Origin of the sequence: Solidesulfovibrio sp. C21 (assembly GCF_047785625.1) — a bacterium.
Lineage (GTDB): Bacteria > Desulfobacterota > Desulfovibrionia > Desulfovibrionales > Desulfovibrionaceae > Solidesulfovibrio.
Genome location: NZ_JBLODY010000006.1, coordinates 22,267 through 39,764, shown reverse-complemented (window position 1 = coordinate 39,764; position 17,498 = coordinate 22,267). Strand labels below are relative to the sequence as shown.

17 protein-coding genes and 1 tRNA gene are annotated in these 17,498 nt (G+C 52.5%); 4 read left to right on the top strand and 14 right to left on the bottom strand.

Going from position 1 to position 17,498, the window contains the following annotated elements:
- Nucleotides 1-104: 104 nt before the first annotated feature.
- From ACMZ6R_RS03445 to rimI, 11 genes are all read right to left on the bottom strand, one after another.
- Complete coding sequence (locus ACMZ6R_RS03445) at nt 105-1,829, bottom strand: DNA polymerase (RefSeq protein ID WP_416109489.1); 1,725 nt, start codon at nt 1,827-1,829, stop codon at nt 105-107.
- The gene (locus tag ACMZ6R_RS03440; RefSeq protein WP_416109488.1) at nt 1,807-2,436 is read right to left on the bottom strand and encodes a hypothetical protein; all 630 of its coding nucleotides are present in this window, start codon (nt 2,434-2,436) and stop codon (nt 1,807-1,809) included. The genes ACMZ6R_RS03445 and ACMZ6R_RS03440 overlap by 23 nt, the downstream gene beginning before the upstream one ends.
- A gap of 100 nt (nt 2,437-2,536) precedes the next feature.
- Nucleotides 2,537-3,451 carry a hypothetical protein gene (locus ACMZ6R_RS03435; RefSeq protein ID WP_416109487.1) on the bottom strand — a complete coding sequence of 305 codons (915 nt, stop codon included), beginning with the start codon at nt 3,449-3,451 and terminating at the stop codon, nt 2,537-2,539.
- Nucleotides 3,452-3,612: 161 nt separating this feature from the next.
- Entirely contained in the window at nt 3,613-3,807 is a 195-nt protein-coding gene (locus tag ACMZ6R_RS03430) for an ATP-binding protein (RefSeq protein ID WP_416109486.1), read from the bottom strand.
- A gap of 279 nt (nt 3,808-4,086) precedes the next feature.
- Nucleotides 4,087-4,605, bottom strand: coding sequence for a hypothetical protein (locus ACMZ6R_RS03425; protein ID WP_416109485.1), 519 nt, complete (start codon nt 4,603-4,605; stop codon nt 4,087-4,089).
- Nucleotides 4,606-4,802: 197 nt separating this feature from the next.
- The gene (locus tag ACMZ6R_RS03420; RefSeq protein WP_416109484.1) at nt 4,803-6,530 is read right to left on the bottom strand and encodes a DUF6538 domain-containing protein; all 1,728 of its coding nucleotides are present in this window, start codon (nt 6,528-6,530) and stop codon (nt 4,803-4,805) included.
- Nucleotides 6,531-6,694: 164 nt separating this feature from the next.
- Nucleotides 6,695-6,780: transfer RNA gene (locus ACMZ6R_RS03415), tRNA-Leu, on the bottom strand.
- A gap of 14 nt (nt 6,781-6,794) precedes the next feature.
- Nucleotides 6,795-7,187 carry a preprotein translocase subunit SecG gene (gene secG / locus ACMZ6R_RS03410; protein ID WP_416109483.1) on the bottom strand — a complete coding sequence of 131 codons (393 nt, stop codon included), beginning with the start codon at nt 7,185-7,187 and terminating at the stop codon, nt 6,795-6,797.
- 42 nt (nt 7,188-7,229) lie between these two features.
- Nucleotides 7,230-7,988, bottom strand: coding sequence for a triose-phosphate isomerase (gene tpiA, locus ACMZ6R_RS03405; protein WP_416109482.1), 759 nt, complete (start codon nt 7,986-7,988; stop codon nt 7,230-7,232).
- The gene (locus ACMZ6R_RS03400; protein WP_416109481.1) at nt 7,985-9,187 is read right to left on the bottom strand and encodes a phosphoglycerate kinase; all 1,203 of its coding nucleotides are present in this window, start codon (nt 9,185-9,187) and stop codon (nt 7,985-7,987) included. The genes tpiA and ACMZ6R_RS03400 overlap by 4 nt, the downstream gene beginning before the upstream one ends.
- Before the next feature lie 27 nt (nt 9,188-9,214).
- Nucleotides 9,215-9,691 carry a ribosomal protein S18-alanine N-acetyltransferase gene (gene rimI, locus ACMZ6R_RS03395; RefSeq protein ID WP_416109480.1) on the bottom strand — a complete coding sequence of 159 codons (477 nt, stop codon included), beginning with the start codon at nt 9,689-9,691 and terminating at the stop codon, nt 9,215-9,217.
- Nucleotides 9,692-9,740: 49 nt separating this feature from the next.
- Between rimI and ACMZ6R_RS03390 the strand changes: the two genes are divergently transcribed.
- A complete protein-coding gene (locus ACMZ6R_RS03390; RefSeq protein ID WP_416109479.1) occupies nt 9,741-10,277 on the top strand; it encodes an NUDIX hydrolase in 537 nt (178 codons plus the stop codon).
- Nucleotides 10,278-10,475: 198 nt separating this feature from the next.
- On the opposite strand, the gene ACMZ6R_RS03385 is transcribed toward ACMZ6R_RS03390, so the two are convergent.
- The 3 genes from ACMZ6R_RS03385 to ACMZ6R_RS03375 form a co-directional block, all read right to left on the bottom strand.
- Nucleotides 10,476-11,261, bottom strand: coding sequence for an inositol monophosphatase family protein (locus tag ACMZ6R_RS03385; protein WP_416109478.1), 786 nt, complete (start codon nt 11,259-11,261; stop codon nt 10,476-10,478).
- Nucleotides 11,262-11,277: 16 nt separating this feature from the next.
- Nucleotides 11,278-12,303, bottom strand: a complete 1,026-nt coding sequence (locus tag ACMZ6R_RS03380) for a rod shape-determining protein (protein WP_416109477.1) — start codon at nt 12,301-12,303, stop codon at nt 11,278-11,280.
- An 89-nt stretch (nt 12,304-12,392) separates the two neighbouring features.
- Nucleotides 12,393-13,364: a GAF domain-containing protein gene (locus tag ACMZ6R_RS03375; RefSeq protein ID WP_416109476.1), complete on the bottom strand. Its 972-nt coding sequence runs from the start codon at nt 13,362-13,364 to the stop codon at nt 12,393-12,395.
- A 370-nt stretch (nt 13,365-13,734) separates the two neighbouring features.
- Here ACMZ6R_RS03375 and ACMZ6R_RS03370 point away from each other — a divergent pair, with 370 nt between their 5' ends.
- From ACMZ6R_RS03370 to ACMZ6R_RS03360, 3 genes are all read left to right on the top strand, one after another.
- The gene (locus ACMZ6R_RS03370; RefSeq protein ID WP_416109475.1) at nt 13,735-15,492 is read left to right on the top strand and encodes a hypothetical protein; all 1,758 of its coding nucleotides are present in this window, start codon (nt 13,735-13,737) and stop codon (nt 15,490-15,492) included.
- A 39-nt stretch (nt 15,493-15,531) separates the two neighbouring features.
- Nucleotides 15,532-16,620, top strand: coding sequence for a glycine cleavage system aminomethyltransferase GcvT (gcvT, locus tag ACMZ6R_RS03365; RefSeq protein WP_416109474.1), 1,089 nt, complete (start codon nt 15,532-15,534; stop codon nt 16,618-16,620).
- 92 nt (nt 16,621-16,712) lie between these two features.
- A complete protein-coding gene (locus ACMZ6R_RS03360) occupies nt 16,713-17,459 on the top strand; it encodes a 16S rRNA (uracil(1498)-N(3))-methyltransferase (RefSeq protein WP_416109473.1) in 747 nt (248 codons plus the stop codon).
- Nucleotides 17,460-17,498: the final 39 nt, after the last annotated feature.

Genomic DNA, 17,498 nt, shown 5'->3' with positions numbered 1-17,498 from the left:
TATCTGGTTGAATAATTCCTGGCTCCCCTGTCGACTACTCAATATATATTATTGAAGCGGGGTCGCATCAACGCGCCCCCCCCCCAACGTCGGAAAAATTACACTCAACTGTCGCCGTCACCCTCAATTTTCCTCATCATAAGCCCCCACATGTTTCTACCTCTTTCATCCATATAGCGGTCCCCCTCGTAAATAATCTTAGAGTCCGCCCTGAGGGTCAGGGTCCCGAGCAATTCCCTGCTAGTGTTTCCCATAATCGCCATTGCTTCATCCCTATTAGCTTCTATACAATCAGTATTTGCTTCAATAAGAACAGCATCATGGACTGTAGCAATAACAGATACCCCCTTCCTTTTCATCATGACGCAAGCAAGTCTAAGCATGTCAGAACCATTTGCCTGCATTGGAAAATTTCTCAATGAATTTTTTGACCTGTCGGAAACATTTAATATATGCAGGCCCCAGCCAAATTTTGTCTTAAGCTTTCTCATATGGAAAGCATAGTCAACTATTTTATCAGACCACTTCCAATAATCAGGGTACGTCCTTTTGTGTATGTTTAATAAATTTTTTGCAACATCAATTGTCGATATAAGCCGTGAAGCAAGAGATCTTGCACCCATACAATATTGAACAGCTATTGCACAAGTTTTGTATTGTTCTCTAATATTTCCATGACTTTTTTTCGTAGCATCTTTAGGTGCTGCACCTGCTTGGATGGCGAACTCCATATATGGATCACCGCTTTCATAAGCCTTGATCATATTTTCATCGTGCGACAAAGCAGCCGCTATCCCAAATTCTTGCTGCGACCAATCAATATAACAAAGTGACTTTCCTTTTTTTGGCTTTATAAGACCACGCATCCAGCAAGGAAGTCCAAATATAAAGCTACTATTACTAGGTTGATTTCTACCTGTCTTTGAAATAAAAGGCCTTAAGCAAGTTCTATTTCTGGAGTCAACCCCAACCGATAATTTAAAATTTTTCATAACTGACAATGTTTTTCTTAAATCCCGTATTGGCTTAATGTCTGGATATTTCAAAGACATTTCTTTAAAAGTGTCATCATCCAACAATAGCGAGCCATTCTTATATTTAGGCCATTCGATATTTTTAGAATTAAGAAATAATCCGAATTTTTTAGTGTTAAATTTATCTCCTTGATATACTTTTAAATTAATATCGACTTCTTCAATAAATGACAGTTTTATTGTTTCCCATTTTTCACGTAAGCGAATCAATGTGTTGCTATCGATAGGGATACCACGACGTTCAATTTCCGAGAGGCACACTATATACTCTCCCCTAAATAATGCTTGATTTAAAATTAATTTATTCTTATAAAATTCATAAAAATACATAACTTTTTCGACAATTTTGCAAGATTTTTCAGACATTATAAAATATTTCTCGCATTCTATATTACAATCTTTACTTAGTATCGAGCTAGTAGCGCCAAAATAATAATTCAAATCAATGCTTTTTGATTCTCTATCCCATATTGTATCACTTGAATTTGTAATATTTGAATTTGTGAATACACGCCATTCAGAATATACATCTATTATATAATGTGGTATACTCCAGCCTAACTCTAAAAAACAGGAAACATCATTATATGCATACGCCATCAAAAAAATAGATGTTTCATAGTCATTAAAAGGATGCTCAATTAAATTATTAAGATCATTTTCATTGTATTGCTTCAAATTTTTACTATTATACTCAAATACAACTAAGAATTTAGGCTTTACGTTCTCACCACTTTCTTTTGTATATTGAAATGAAATAAAATATATGCTTTTATATTTTTCTATTTGACACATTCAATGACTCCTTTATTGGATATAATTTAACCAAACATTCAAGATGATTCTCTGTGATAGTGTGAAATTTAATTAATTTTTGAACAATTAAGTTCCAATCTAACAACGGCCATAAAACATCATCAAAGTCCTTAGCTAATTCAAAATCATACTTTTTCTCCTTTTTATTAGAAACAACATAAATCCAATTATTTTTAGCCTTCGCGGTAGCATAAAGAGCCGAGCTGTTCCAAGTATCATTATTATATTGTCCATCGATGCACTTTATAGGCCACACAAATAAATAACCAGAATTATTCATAGAAATATGTAGTATTTCTTTTTTTAAGTAACATTTTAGTTTTTTATTAGTTATTTCATTTAAAAAAAATCTTTCATCAGTTCCTTTGATATGGAAAACACTCTTAACAAAACTGCCAATGTCCAAAACTTTTATCTTTTCATTTATACATGGTTTTCTAATTGGAATTTTATCTATTGCTATATCTGCTTTTAATTCCACACCACAATTTACCACAAAATTTTGATTCACCATCGAACTAAGTAGATCATTAAATAATATTGTCTTATCTAACAAAATTGAATTTTCATTTTCATTATTTTCCATATTTAGCTCCAATAAAAATACGTTAAAACAAGAAAAGCCGCTCGTATCTGACGAGCGGCTTTTTCATTTAACCTTAAAATAAATAATTTGTTTACGTATCTTATGGCAAATTAAATGGTATACCGATTTTTTTGTCTAAAAAAATATCTTTAAATATTTCTTGTCCATGGATATACCTTTCATCGTCTTTACTATCACTTTCGAGATCTTTAAGTTCACGTTTATCTTTAGCAATTTTTTCTTTTACTTCTCGAAGTATTGCTGAATTCTTATTAATATCAGCTTTACTTTTTTCTATCATCTTTTTAATCCTCCTACTTGTCTTTAATCTAATATTAAAAACATGATTGGCAAAACGATCATCACTTGAATTACTTTCAAAATATTCTTTAACCTTAAATTTCTGGTCATCGTCTAAAATTGTTCCAGAAAATTGGACATTCCCTATTGGCAAGGTTTGGTTAGTATTATTTTTGTGTATACTCCACAAGTCTCTAGATTTCATGACTTTTCCATTAGATGAGATAACAACATCATTTTTAGCAATCATTCCTTTAGCTATCAGTCTTTTTCTTATTTTTGAAACAAATGGGTGACTAACTTTACATATTCTGGCCACATCATGATCAGATTTTTTTTGGAGCTTTTCGTTACAAAGGACAATAGTTACAGCTTTTTCTTTGTCAGATCTAGATCTTCTTAGGCCATGTTCATCATTTGATTGAGCCGCAAAAGTAATGGCCTCTTCTAATGAAAATCCTCTATAGACTTTTCCAGTAATCATCAGCAAATCTGCCTGGATAGCAGCTTTGACACGATGCCAACCATCTACGACCACCAACTTTGAATCAATTTCAAAAACTGAAATAGGAGGCAACTCGTCACCTTCAGACATAATTCTGGCATATTCATCAATATCTTTAGACCGATATGAGTGTCGGGCCTCGACACGAGGATCAAGTTCTAAATCAATAACTGTTAATGTTTCCAGTGGGGGGCTAGAATTTGATTCCATAGTTCCTCCAAACGTTTCTCATTTGTTGTCTCGAAACAGGATCACGACAAAATTATTAATAACACTCAGATTATATTGTAAATTTCTGTGAAATCGGCCACTCAATTCGGAATATTCGGCCACCCTGGATGAGTTGAGCGCGCTGGTGTTGTGGTCCTGCTTTAGGTGGCCGATTTGGTCAAGTCCGATGTCCGTTTCCTCATGGGATCCCCCGGCAGTTCAATCCGGTACGAATCGTGAACGATTCTGCCCAAGACCGCATCCGCTAGGGTCGGATACTGGAAACGTCCATGCCATTCCGCCACCGAAAACTGCGTCGCAAACAGAGTCGATTTGTTCCGAAATCGGTCATCCATCAGGTCGGCGAGACCACGTCCGTAATCATCGAACGCAGAACGGTGTTGAGATCATCCTGGCTGGTGATCTCTCCTTCGAACACCTCGCCTGGCCAGTTCATCACGGTTGATCAGCACAAAAACTTCCTGAGCTTTCGTCCCTTCGTGGAGGTTTACACAAATTTCGTAACAGACCTCTTCAAACAATATACCAATATAAATATTAATAAAGACTATAATTACTAAAAGATGAAAGCTATCATTATCATATCTGATTTGAACAACAAAACAATCATCAATTTAGGAATTTTTCAATTGCATCATTTTTTTTAGAGCCTTAAGCGCATTCTCTCTGTATTTGAATACTATTGTATTTGGCTTAGAATTTATCTGCTCAATTTTATATATATTGTTACTTATAATATAATCATTTTGACATTCCTTAGCAGCAGAATATAATTTTATAATTTTGTTTACAATATCACTATTATCATTATGCTTATTTCCAGTAGGCTGTATTGAATCATTCAGTACATCGTTAATATGTTTAGCAGACAATCCAGTTACTTGAGACAAAACACTCATTGACTTTTCCTGAGAAATATTTACATTCATCGCCAATTTATGAAAATCTTTAATTCCTTCATAACGGATTTCCTTAACATCTACAGAAACAGTCTCCAAAAGCCTTTGATATGTGCGCATTGATAAATTTTTTTTATTTAAAATTTTACATTTGCTATTATTAATTTGTAGTTTTTCAAAAAACATTTTCTTCTCACCTTTAAATCCATTCAATAAATCAATCCATTCACTCATTTTATTATCCGTCTGAGATAAAATTATATCACTTATTACTTTTAATTTACATTTTGTAGCCTCGAGTGAATCAGATAATTTAAAAAAATAAAATCGCGCCGCAAAACAAATAAAAATAATTTCACTGTTTTTGCTTGTTACTTCCCCAACCCCAGAAATGGATTTCTCAAATACTTTACACATAATATAAATAATATTTAAAAATATATTTCGAATTTAATTTTATCAATTACTTCATTAAAAATTATTCTTGATGAATACTTTTTACCATACCTCCCATATGTAATGCTTTGACCAGCTACTTCATGTCCCAGCACCTCCCTTACTTTAAACTCGTCAATACCACCAACTTTACAATAATTTGCAAATGTATGACGAAAAGAATGAAATACTTTTTTACTATTTTCTGTTTTAACACCAATTTTTACAAGAAAATCAGAATTAAACCATCTTGACACATAATGGGAATAGCGCCCGCTTTGCTTTTTCAATTCAGAAAATATTCGGCCGCACCCTTTTTGAGCTTGTTTAGACACAAAATCATGAAACTTAAATTTATCTATTAATACTGGATGAAGAGGCACCATCCTATTGGCTGCAGGAGTCTTTAACCTTTTATCTTTTCCATCATTCACACTAATGCAATACAATCCATCCTCAACAATAAGATCTTCTATATAAAGTTGACAAATTTCTTCCAGACGCATCCCTGTAAAATAACCAATCAATGGAACCCAGTATTTATATGAATGATGACAAGAAATATTCGTGTAAATTTCAGAGCTGAATATCTTATTAATATCATCACGAGTAAATACATCTCTTAGCAAATCCACTCTTACCTGTACCTTAACTGACATAATATCTGACAATCCATCACTGACACCATCATAATTCTTTTTCATCCATATCAAAAAGCTATTTATGGTTCCATAATATTTACCAAGACTCGATATTGACATCCTCTCATTAAAAGGGATATCCATCTGTATAATTTGCTCAAGACTATATTTTTTGTATTTTTTTGATATTCCATAACGAGATGGAAGCGTGTCTATTATATTTTTAAAATTTCTAATATGCTCTTTATTTAACTCATCGATGCAAATATTACCAAGCCGCTGGCCAAAAAAATGCAACTTCGGCACAAAGTCATCTCTTGAACGTTCTGTCCAGGAACCAGCTCTTATTTTCTCTTCTATATACTTGCCAATAACATCGCAAACCTTAGGAGAGGAGTTAGCATTAACAGCACTCATCCTACTCCTATCATTGCTTATATTATCAACATTTCCAATCGAATTATCTAAAATAAGCGAATCCGAGTAATCACCAATAGCACGTTTTGCCTGAACCTTTGAAAGTTCTATGGTCGCTTTCATATATTCAGCCGCAAGTGACTTAAATTCAATAGAATTGCTATCAGGAATAGGCCTCGACTCCTTTTCTAATTGAGATCGCATCCAGTCCTGACTTACCAACGAAAAATCACCGGCAGCCAATTTTTCCTGATAAACAGTCGCCAAGCGTTCGAGTTTCTCTTTTCGCTCCGCAGTCGCCGCTGGTGGCACAGGCGTGTCCCGGGACAGATGATCCGCCTCGTAATGCTCAAGGCCCTCCAGCAACCATTTTTTGGCCAAAGTGCGTATCGTTTTCTTATCCAGCATTGCCATGGAAGATCCATTCCTTTGGACATGACGGTAGACGAGATGGGCATTGGCAGCAAGCCTTCCCGCCAGTACCCGCGCCTCGCGAAGGATGCCCGTCTTGAGGGACGCCCTAAATTCGCTCAGCCCACCAAGATACGGGCGGTAACTCGCGGGTACGACCATGCGAAAATGCCATGTGCCATTTCTGAGGACAAGATGGGAAGGTGATTTTGTACCAAGAGAAAAGGCGGGATAAGCCGATTGTGAAGCCCGCATACGGGCCTCCTGTCGTTGGCATTTTGTACCAACGCTTTGTACCAAATCTCGGCTTCAATCATTTCAAGGGGTTTTCGCGGACCGAAGGCCGGGAACAAACGCTGCCAACCCCTGAAAAAAGTAAAGGGGTTCAAGCTGTTACAGCCTGAACCCCTTTACAATTGTGGTGCCGAAGGGGGGACTCGAACCCCCACGGGCATGGCCCACCACCCCCTCAAGATGGCGTGTCTACCAGTTCCACCACTTCGGCAAATATTGACTCGACTACTTCGTGCCAGTCTCCGGCGCTTTCGGAGCCTGCTTGGCCGGGGCGTCCTCGAAGGTCACGCCCTTTTTCGGTTGCGCATCCTTGGACGCCTCGGGAGCAACTCCCGCCGGGGGCGCGATGGGCGTGCCGCTGGCGTCGATCATGACCGACTTTGCGCCACGGTGGTGCGACCCCGTATAGACGTTATAGACAAGCGAAGTAATGAGAAAGATCGCTCCAAAAAGCGCCGTCAGTTTGACCAGCAATCCGCCGGCACCCGTGCTGCCGAAAACCGATTGGCTGCCGCCACCGAAGATGACCCCCATCCCTTCCTTGCCCGACTGGAGCAGAACCAGGACGATCACCGCGACGCAGGCGAGTACATGTACCGTAATAATGAGCGTTGTCAACTGAATTTTCCCGTTATTTTCGCGGAGATGGCCCCGCGTTCATCAAGCCGTCACAATAGCCGCGAAGCTTTCAGCCTCAAGGCTCGCGCCACCTACCAGCACTCCGTCCACATTGTCAATCCCCAAAAGCAATTCGGCGTTGCCCGGCTTCACGCTACCGCCATAGAGAATGCGCACGGAAGGCCCGGTTTGGGGCCCAAATCGCTCGATCAGCCAGGCGCGAATCATGGCATGGGCTTCTTCAACTTCCTTGGGGCCGGCAGTCAGTCCCGTGCCAATGGCCCACACAGGCTCGTAGGCGACCGCCAGGGCTTCGGGGGATACTTCGGACGGCACATCGGCCAAACCGGCGGCCAGCTGGCGCGTAACGACCGCCTCGAGCTGGCCGGCCTTACGCTCCTCCACCTTCTCGCCCACGCACAGGATGACCGACAGCCCGGCGGCCAGGCCAAAGGCCGTCTTTTTGCCGACAAAGGCGTCGTCCTCGCCCAGAACATGCCGACGCTCGGAATGGCCTGTCAGCACATAGCGACAGCCGGCATCGCGCAGCATATCCGGTGCGATCTCGCCAGTAAAGGCCCCTTCCTTGGCCGGATAGAGGTCCTGTCCGCCAAGGGACAACCCGGTCTTGCCGGCAAAAGCCCCGCCCACGGCCCAAAGCGCGGTAAAAGGCGGGATCACTAGCACCTCGCGGTCTTCCGGCAGCCTGCCGTCCAGACGCGCGACCAGATCCGAAGCCGTGGCCGTGGCCTCGGCCCGCATCTTGTACATCTTCCAGTTGGCGGCCATGAGCTTTTTCATGACTGACACTCCATAAGCGCCGCAAAAGCCGGCAGTTGCTTGCCTTCGAGGAATTCCAGGGACGCCCCGCCGCCCGTGGAGATAAACGTCATCTTTTCGGCCAGCCCGGCCTGATGCACCACCACGTCGGTGTCCCCGCCGCCAACGATGCTCACCGCCGGCGCGCTGGCAATGATGTGGGCCACGGTGAACGAGCCCTGGGCAAAGGCCTGGTTCTCGAACGCGCCCATGGGGCCGTTCCAGACGATGGTCTTGGCCGGCTCGATGGCCAGGGCGTAGAGCCCGGCCGTCACCGGGCCGATGTCGAGCACCACCGCGGCGTCCGGGATGGCGGCGAAAGGCACCTGCCCGGACGGGCGCATCTCGGCGATGGGCTTGCCCGCATCGAGGGAGATGATGCAGTCGACCGGCAGATAAAAGCCCACGTTCCGCTCCCGGGCCTCCTTGAGGATGCCAAGCGCCGCGTCGAAGAGGTCGGGCTCCACCAGCGATTTGCCGACCTTGTAGCCCTGGGCGGCCAGGAAGGTGTTGGCCATGGCCCCGCCGATGACCATGGCGTCGACCTTGGACAGCAGGTTTTTGAGCACCCCGAGCTTGGAGGACACCTTGGCCCCGCCGGATACGGCCACGAACGGCCGGGTCGGGTTGCGCACCGCCTCACCCAGAAACTGCCATTCCTTCATGAGCAGAAAGCCGGCACAGCATTTCTTGGCCACGGCCGGGAACCCGACCATGGAGGCATGGGGCCGGTGGGCCGTGCCAAAGGCGTCGTTGACGTAGACCTCGGCCATGGACATGACTTCCTTGGCGAAGTCCATGTCGCCGGCCGTCTCGCCGGGATGGAAACGCAGGTTCTCCAGCATGAGGATGTCGCCGGGGGCCAGGGCCGCGGCCATGGCCTTGGTGGCGTCGCCCAGGCAGTCCGGGGCCATGCGCACCTCGCGGCCGAGCAGCTCGGACAGGCGCTTGGCGGCCGGGGCCAAGGACAGCTTGGGATCGGGCGTGCCCTTGGGCTTGCCCAGGTGCGAACACAAAATCAGCGAGCACTTCTGGGAAAGGGCATACTCCAATGTGGGCAGGCTCGCCCGGATGCGCAGATCGTCCGTAATGACGCCGCCTTGCTGCGGCACGTTGTAATCCACGCGAATAAGAAGCTTCTTGCCGGCGACGTCGACTTGGTCAATGCGAAGAAGGGCCATGCGTGCTCCTTGGCGCTTGAATGTTTTTTATGTGGCGGCGTTCCCGGCCTGCCCGGCGTCACGGACCATGACCAGGGCATCCTCCCCGTTGTCGGGATAATACCGTTTGCGCGCGCCGGCCACGGTAAAGCCGTGCCGGGCATAAAGCCGTCTGGCCGGGACATTGCCCGCGCGAACTTCCAAGTACCCTCGGTTCATGCCCATTTTATCGGTTTGTTGCAAGACGTTGGCGAAAAGCGCGGTGGCCAGGCCACGGCCTCGCATGGCCGGGTCCACGGCGATGTTTATGACCTCGAACTCGTCGCCAAGAAAATGGAACGTGGCATAGGCGACGAGCCCTTCCCCGGCCGGGATGCCGAAGGCGGCGAAGGCCGGACGGGCGAAGGCGGCCGTGAAAGCGCCCTCGTCCCAGGGGTCGGGAAACGTGCGGCCCTCCAACTCAGCCAGGGCCCGGGCATGTTCAGGCCCCAGGCGCATGGGGGGAGCGGCGTCCGGCGTTTTCATTTCATGCGTCCTGTGGCATGTTCGTTGCGGCTTTACGGCCAAAAGACATATGGCGAAAAAAAAATACCCCGCTCCCGCGCCCGAACTCGTGGACATCGTGGACGCACGCGACCGCCCGCTGCTCGTCATGTCCAAGGCCGAGGCGCACCGCCAATCGCTTTTTCACCGCTCGGTGATGGTGCTCGTCTACAACGCCCAAGGCAAGCTCTACCTGCAAAAACGCGGGGCCAACAAGGATCTCTACCCCGGCCGGTTCGACCTTTCGGCCACGGGGCATGTCCGGGCCGGGGAAGCCCGCCGCGACGCGGCCGCCAGGGAACTCTACGAGGAGCTCGGGCTGCGGGCCAAGACGCTCACCGTGATCGACGCCATCCCGGCATCCCAGGAAACGGCCGACGAATTCGTGACGCTTTATTCCGCCGGCCGCATCACGGAAACGCCCCGCCCCAATCCCGAGGAGGTCGCGGGCGGCATGTTCGTGGACGCCGGAGAACTGGCCGCCCTGACCCGCAGCTACCGCGATATGCTCACCCCGGCCGTGGTGCGCTTTTTCGAAGAAAAAGCCCTGTTCAGCCCAACAGAGTAGGAAAAGAAAAGGGAAAGGGAGAAGAGGGTGCGAGAGGGGAAACCCTTTAAAAAGGGTTCTCCCCTCTCGCACCCTCTTCTCCCTAAACTTTTTAACGATAGCAGCAGGATATCTGCAAGCGCGCCATCGTTAGAAGTCTTTGGAAAGGGGGTCCGGGGGGAAACTTTTCTACAGAAAAGTTCCCCCCCGGCGCATTTCCTACTCGCCCAAAAGTGTGCGCATGGCGTCGTGCAGGCGGGTATTGCTGGCCAGGATGCGGAAATCGCCCAGGGAGTAAGGGCGGGACGGCCGATAGGAGCTGATTGTGCCGCCGGCCTCGGTCACGAGCAGCGCTCCGGCGGCCACGTCCCAGGGATTGAGCGCCATTTCGTAGAAGGCGTCGACCCGCCCGCAGGCCACGTAGGCGAGGTCCAACGCGGCCGAACCGGGCCGGCGGATGCCCTGGGTCTCGGCCAGCATGACGCGCAGATCGGCCATGATTTCGTCGAGGTTCTCGCGGATGGCATAGGGAAAGCCGGTGGCGACCAGGGCGGCGATGGGCTCGGCCGTGCCGGAAACATGAATGCGCTCGTCGTGGCAGTAGGCGCCAAGGCCCCGCCCGGCCCAGAAAAACTGGCCCAGGATGGGGGCGTACACGCAGCCGGCCAGGGCGGTCGGGCCGTCGTAGAGCGCCACGGAGGTGCAGACGAAGGGAAAGCCGTGGGCGAAGTTGGTGGTGCCGTCCACGGGGTCGATGATCCAGGTCAGTCCCGACATGTCGGCTGCGGACGCCGTCTCCTCGGCCAAAAACGTCGCCTCCGGCAGGATGTCGGACAGGCGATCCTTGAGCATGGCCTCCACGGCCAGATCCGTGGCCGTGACCAGATCGATGCGGCCCTTGTGGCGCACATCGGCCGGGTCGGCGAAATCGTCCCGGATGCGTTCCCCGGCCGCGGCCACGGCCGCGCGCATGGGAACGAGAATTTTCGCGATATCCAGGTCCATAGGCCCCGCAACGTCTTTAGTTGATAAACACGTCCCGGTAGCGCAGCCGGTCTTCCATGGCCCGGCCCGTGCCGCGCACGACCGTGGTCAGCGGCGCGTCGTCGAGCATCACAGACAGGTTGCTCACCTGGCTGATGCGGGCATCGAGTCCTTTCAAGAGCGCCCCGCCGCCGGCCAAAAGCAGGCCGTTTCGGGAAATGTCCGTGACCAGTTCGGGCGGAGTCTTCTCCAGGGCCTTCATCACCGCATTGACGATGATGTTGACGGGCTCGCGGATGGCCTCGCGCACATGCTCGTCGGTGACGGTGACCGTGGCGGGCGTGCCGTCGATCAGCGACTTGCCGGCCACTTCCATGGATAGAGGCTCGGGCTGGGGCATGGCGGAGCCAATGGTGATCTTGATCTCCTCAGCCATATTTTCGCCGATGAGGATCTGAAATTCGTCCTGGATGAAACGCTGAATGGTCTCGTTGAGCTCGTCGCCGGCCACGCGTACCGATTCGGCGTAGGCGATGGCGGAAAGGGAGACCACGGCCACTTCGGTGGTGCCACCGCCGATATCCACGACCATGTTGCCCGTGGGCTTCTCGATGGGCAGCCCGGCGCCGATGGCGGCGGCCATGGGCTCTTCCACCAGCTTGACCTCGCGGGCTCCGGCCATCTGGGCCGACTCGATCACCGCCCGCTTCTCCACCTGGGTGATGCCCGTGGGCACGCAGATGACGATTTTGGGCTTGGCGAAGCGCATCCCCTTTATCACCTTGCGGACGAAGTAGGCGATCATGGCCCGGGTCACCTCGAAGTCGGCGATGACGCCGTCCTTCATGGGACGGATGGTCCGGATGCGGTCCGGGGTGCGGCCCAGGTACTCCTTGGCTTCGGCGCCGACGGCCAGCAGTTCGCCGCTGCGGATGTCGATGGCCACCACCGAGGGCTCGTTTAAGACAATGCCCTCGTTGGCCGTATAGAGGAGGGTATTGGCCGTTCCCAGGTCCATGGCCAGGTCTTTCCCGAGAAAATTGAAAATTTTGCTAAAAAACATGCCCATGCTCGAGTTGGAGTTCGGGATCCCGGGGTCTGGGCCCCACTTCGCCACAATTGCGGCATCGTAGATGGAGGAACCCGAAAAGTCTATGCCGAAGGCTGATCAACACGGGCGCGCAGATGCAGATTTTCCAGAAAAAGGGCAAGATTTTCCGCCACCATGGCCACGAAGGCCTTGAGATCCTCGGTGACGGGCAGGGGACGCGGGTCGGCCAGGGTGAGGACCCCCCGGGTCTTCTTGGAAAAGCGGATGGGCAGACACAGCACGCTTTTGTAATCCCCGCCCGGCGCGTCCAGGCCGAAAAGCGGTAGCCGCGCCGTGCCGGCCTCGTCGCCGTCGCCGGAAAAAACCGGGGTCTGGTTCTTGAAAACCCAGCCCACCAGCCCCTGCCCCACCGGGAATCGCCTGGCCGCGTCGCGCCCGCCGGGAAATGGGCTTTCATTGGCCCCTTCCAGAAAATACGAGCGCCCGGATTCGTCGCGCACGGTCAGGATGCAGTAGCGGTAGCCCGTGGTGCTGGCCAAAAGCTCCAACAGCCCGGAGCGGAAGGCCGTCCATTTGGGGTGGCTTTTGTGCAAGGTGGCGATAAGGCGCAGGCATTGGTAGAAACGGTGCTCGCCGAGACTCGTTTCCACCTCGCGGGATTTGGCCAGATGGTAGCCGGCTAGGTTGGCGAACTGGGAGAGTATCTTGAGGTCTTTGTCGCCGAAGGTGTAGGTCTTGCGGCTGTCCAGGCAAAGCGCTCCGCCGGTTGCGGCCAGGGGATAGCCCATAAAAGCCCGGATGCGCGCCTCTTCCCCGCCCCGGTAATAGCCGAGTACCCCCCGGCGCTGGTCGAAATTGCTGATGAGAAGCGGCTTGCCTTCGCGCAAAATCCAGCCCACCAGCCCCATACCCGGCGCGACCGCCGCCTCGCGATCAAGGTTGTCGCTGAGGCTGAAGGAGGCCTGAATGCGGCACGCCTCGCCGCTCGGACCGGGCAGAAACAGCACGGCCGAATAGGCGTCGAAGACGTTGCCGACAATGGCCAGGAGCTGGTCGTAAAACGGTGCGTCCATTATGTCGCTTCAGGCGTTCCCGCCGGCAATGCCCGCTGGGGAAAACGGGGCGGTTTCCTTCACGTGGGGCGCGGTAGCAACCGCTGGCCCGGGGCGGCCCGCCGGAGAGTGGCGCAACCAGCCGCAAGTCATGTGCTTTTCGTTTCCCGGCCGACCCCATGCCCGACCGCGCCATGTCCCACCACCATACGAGGCGCGACCTGCCGCGTCAAATTTTGCAGTCCCCGGCAAGCGCACTCCGCGAGAGGCTCTTTATAAAAATTTCAAAGTAGGTTATCTGAATATTTTATCCTGGTTTGGCACCCTTTGCCTACGTCGAGGGACGGCCGGCCGGTGCGACAAAAAGACCCCAGCAACACGCGGGACGGACATGAGCTTCGATTGGACCAAGGCATTCAGCCAGGTGGCCGAGGCACCCTTCTTTCAGGACGACCCGCGCCCGAAGGAAGGCGATATCCTGCGCGTCCAGTCCCTGCCCGACCTCAAGCGCTTTCTCGATTGGGTCCACATCAAGTTGTGCCTGCTCAAGCCCTATTTTGAACACGACAACTACCCGGTGGTGGATTTCCGCGAACTTTTGCCCTCCTTCGAGGCCGACGCCTTCGAATACAAGGAGCTGCCCGGCTTTTCCATGGTGGCGCTCGGCCGGCCGCTCAAATATTTCCAAGAAATTTTCCAATACGACATCCTGCATTGCCTGCTCGACTACGCCGACGAGACCTACCGGGACCAGTGTCCGCTGGAATCCTCCATCTTCGCCCAGAACACCCGGGCCTTTTGCGCCCATATGCCCAAGTCGGCCCAGGACCAGTTCCGCAAGGATTTCACCGACGTAGACGTCACGAGCCTGGAGAACTACGCCGCGCTTTTGCCCACCGTCCTCCAGATGGACCGGGCCCACGTCATGTCCCTCGACAGCCAGAACGACTTCTACCTCTCCGGCGTCTACTGCTCGTTTCCGTCCTACCTCGATACGGAACTCAAGCGCTTCGGGCTCAACATCAAGAAATTCCTGGTCGGCGACGACCGGCGCTACGAGCGGCACCGCAATTTCGTCTACCAGTTCCTCATGGAGCTTTACGGCTTCCCCATCGTGTCCGAGCGCCGCACCTCCTCGGCCCTTTTCGCCCGGCGTCTTTTCCGCATGGGCGAAAAGTTCATGGTGCGGGTCCTTGGCCAGACCGACCGGACCATCACCTCGCTCTACTCCCATCCCGAGGCCCGGTTTTATCCGCGCGTGGAAAAAATCGCCCTGGTCGGCGTGGACAAGACCCAGACCGAGGCCATCAAGGCCCTTGGCGAAGGCGGCTATTTCATCGATCCCGACCGGCGGGTGGTCATCGTGCGGGTGCTCTACCGCCAGCACAAATACGACCCCAACAACGTCCGCCAGGACCGGGCCTTGTCCGTGGCCGCCCAGGAAATCATCCATCCCATTACCGGACAGGCGTTTTCCAGGCTCAACCTCGTCAAGGACACCTACAGTCTCTTTCTACGCTTAAATGACATCGTGCGCGGTGAATACAACGGCCGCATCGTCTACAAGCGCAACGAGATCGTGGAAAACACCGACACCCACGAAAAAAAGCTCAAGTTCCTCTACTCCTGGCTGTCCAAGCACCAGCGGCGCATTATCGGCTATTCCGATGAATTCTATTCCAATGTCGTCAAGGTGCTCGACAATTACATGCTCAATGCCGACCATTATGATGATTTCAACGCCGTGCGGGAACTCTACCAGGAGGTCTGGTCGAAATACAGCTACATCCAGCAGGCCCGCAAGGTGAAGATGCTCGAGGATCTCCAGGACCGCAACTACAAGGGTGAAAACCTCACCTACCAGCGCATGCTCTCGCTTTTTACCGAAATACTGAACGATCTCAAGTTCGAGATCGTCAACTACTTCGATTCCCTTGTGGAGCGCGTGCTTTCCCTGGGCGACATGATCCTCAATGATCGCTACCTGCTGCGCCATTACATCCGCAAAAAGGACACGGAGCTGACCACTTATGGCCAATCCGTGAAAAAGACCTATGGACGTCTGGTGGCCCTGCTCGACGAGTTCCGGGCCATCCGCAAGATCAAAAAGGAACAGGGCATCGTCGTCCCCCTGCTGGCGCAAAACTGACGTCTCGCGCATATTGCAACCCACAAGCGGAGCATTTTCGTGCAACATCTCGTAAAAACACCCCTTTCGGACTGGAACCACGACCATGGGGCCAAGATGGTCCCCTTCGCCGGCTTCGACATGCCCGTGCAGTACGCCTCCATCCTGGCCGAGCACGAGCAGACTCGCCAAAAAGCCGTCGTTTTCGACATCTGCCACATGGGCGAATTCTACCTCTCCGGCCAGGGCGCGGCGGCGGCCCTGGGGCTGGCCGTCACCCACGACCTGGAGACCCTGGCCCCGGGCAAATGCCGCTACGGTTTTTTGCTCAACGATGCCGGCGGCGTGGTCGACGACCTCATCATCTATTGCCTGGCTGCCGACAGCTACATGCTCGTGGTCAACGGCGCGCGCATCGACGTGGATTTCGAAACCGTCAAATCGCGGCTGCCGGCCGGGCTCACCTTCACCGACGCCTCGGCCGAAACGGCCAAGATCGACCTGCAGGGGCCGCTGGCCTTCGACGTGCTCAAGGACCGCGTGCCGGGCGATTTTTCAGGACTCAAATACTTCAACTTCGCCTGGACGGACTTCGACGGCCAAAAGCTCATGGTCAGCCGCACCGGCTACACGGGCGAACTCGGCTACGAACTGTTTCTGCCGGCCGGCAAGGCCGTGGCCCTGTGGGAGGCGCTTTTGGCCGATCCCCGGGTGGCCCCGGCCGGACTCGGCGCGCGCGACACCCTGCGCCTGGAAATGGGCTATCCCCTCTACGGCCAGGACCTCGACGAAGACCATACCCCGGCCGAGGCCGGCTACGGCTGGCTGCTCACCTCCCCCGCCGAGTACGCGGGCAAAAAGGGGGGCGGGGCCGTCCGTCAAAAGCTCATCGCCCTGGAAATTCCCGGACGGCGCAGCGCCCGCCACGGCGACGCGGTTATGGACAAGGCCGGCAAGACCGTGGGCGTGGTGACGAGCGCCTCCTTCGCCCCGAGCCTCGGTCATGCCGTCGCCCTGGCCTACGTCGCCGCCGACGCGGCCGAGGCCAAAAGCTTCACGATCGCGGCGGCCCGGGCCGAACTGCCGGCCATTCGCCGCGCCCTGCCCTTCTACAAGTCCGGCACCGCCCGCAAAAGCGTGGCGGGGTAAGAATGCCTCCGGCGGACAGGGGGAAACTTTTTGAAAAAAATTTTCCCCTGGACCTCCTTCAAAAACTTCTAAAGGGGTTGTGAAGCCTGACCATGGGCAGACCCGACGCATTTTACATTCCCCCCGAGGCATTCGGGGAACCCTACGTCCTGACCGGCGGGGAAGCGGCTCACTGTGCCAAGGTGTTGCGCAAGAAGACCGGGGAAAGCATCCGGGCCTTCGACGGACAGGGACGGGAGGGGCTTTTCCGCATCACCGCCGTGTCCCGGGACCGGGTGGACTTGGCGGCGCAGTCTCTGGCCGAGGTTCCCCTTCCGACGACGCGCCTTTTTCTCGCCGCCGGCTTTTCCCGCTCCACCCGGCGTGATTTTTTCCTGGAAAAAGCCGTGGAACTGGGCGCGGCCGGCATCCTTTTCTGGCAGGCCACCCACAGCCAGGGCCGCATGCCGGATACCCCCAAGGACTCCTGGAAAGCGACGCTCGTTGCCGCGGCCAAACAATGCGGCGCGGCCCGGTTGCCCGAACTGGACGTGGTCCCGGGCGGCGCCGCCGGCCTTGTGGCCGCCTGTTCCCACCGCTTCGACCGCCGCTATCTCCTGTGGGAAGCGCCGGGACTCGATCGCCGTATCCGCCTGGACGACGTCGGCGCGCCGGGCGAGGCTCTCTTCGTGCTCGGGCCCGAAGGCGGGCTGACGGACGCCGAAGCCCAGACCTTCCAGGACGCCGGCTACGCGCCCGTAAGCCTCGGCGAGCGGGTACTGCGCTTTGAGACGGCGGGTCTGGCTGTTCTGGCCCTGGGTCTGGTCGCCCCCCCGCCCCCCGCCCCGTCCCGGGGTTGATTCCGGCTTTATCAAACCGCCCAAACCCGCTATGAGGGG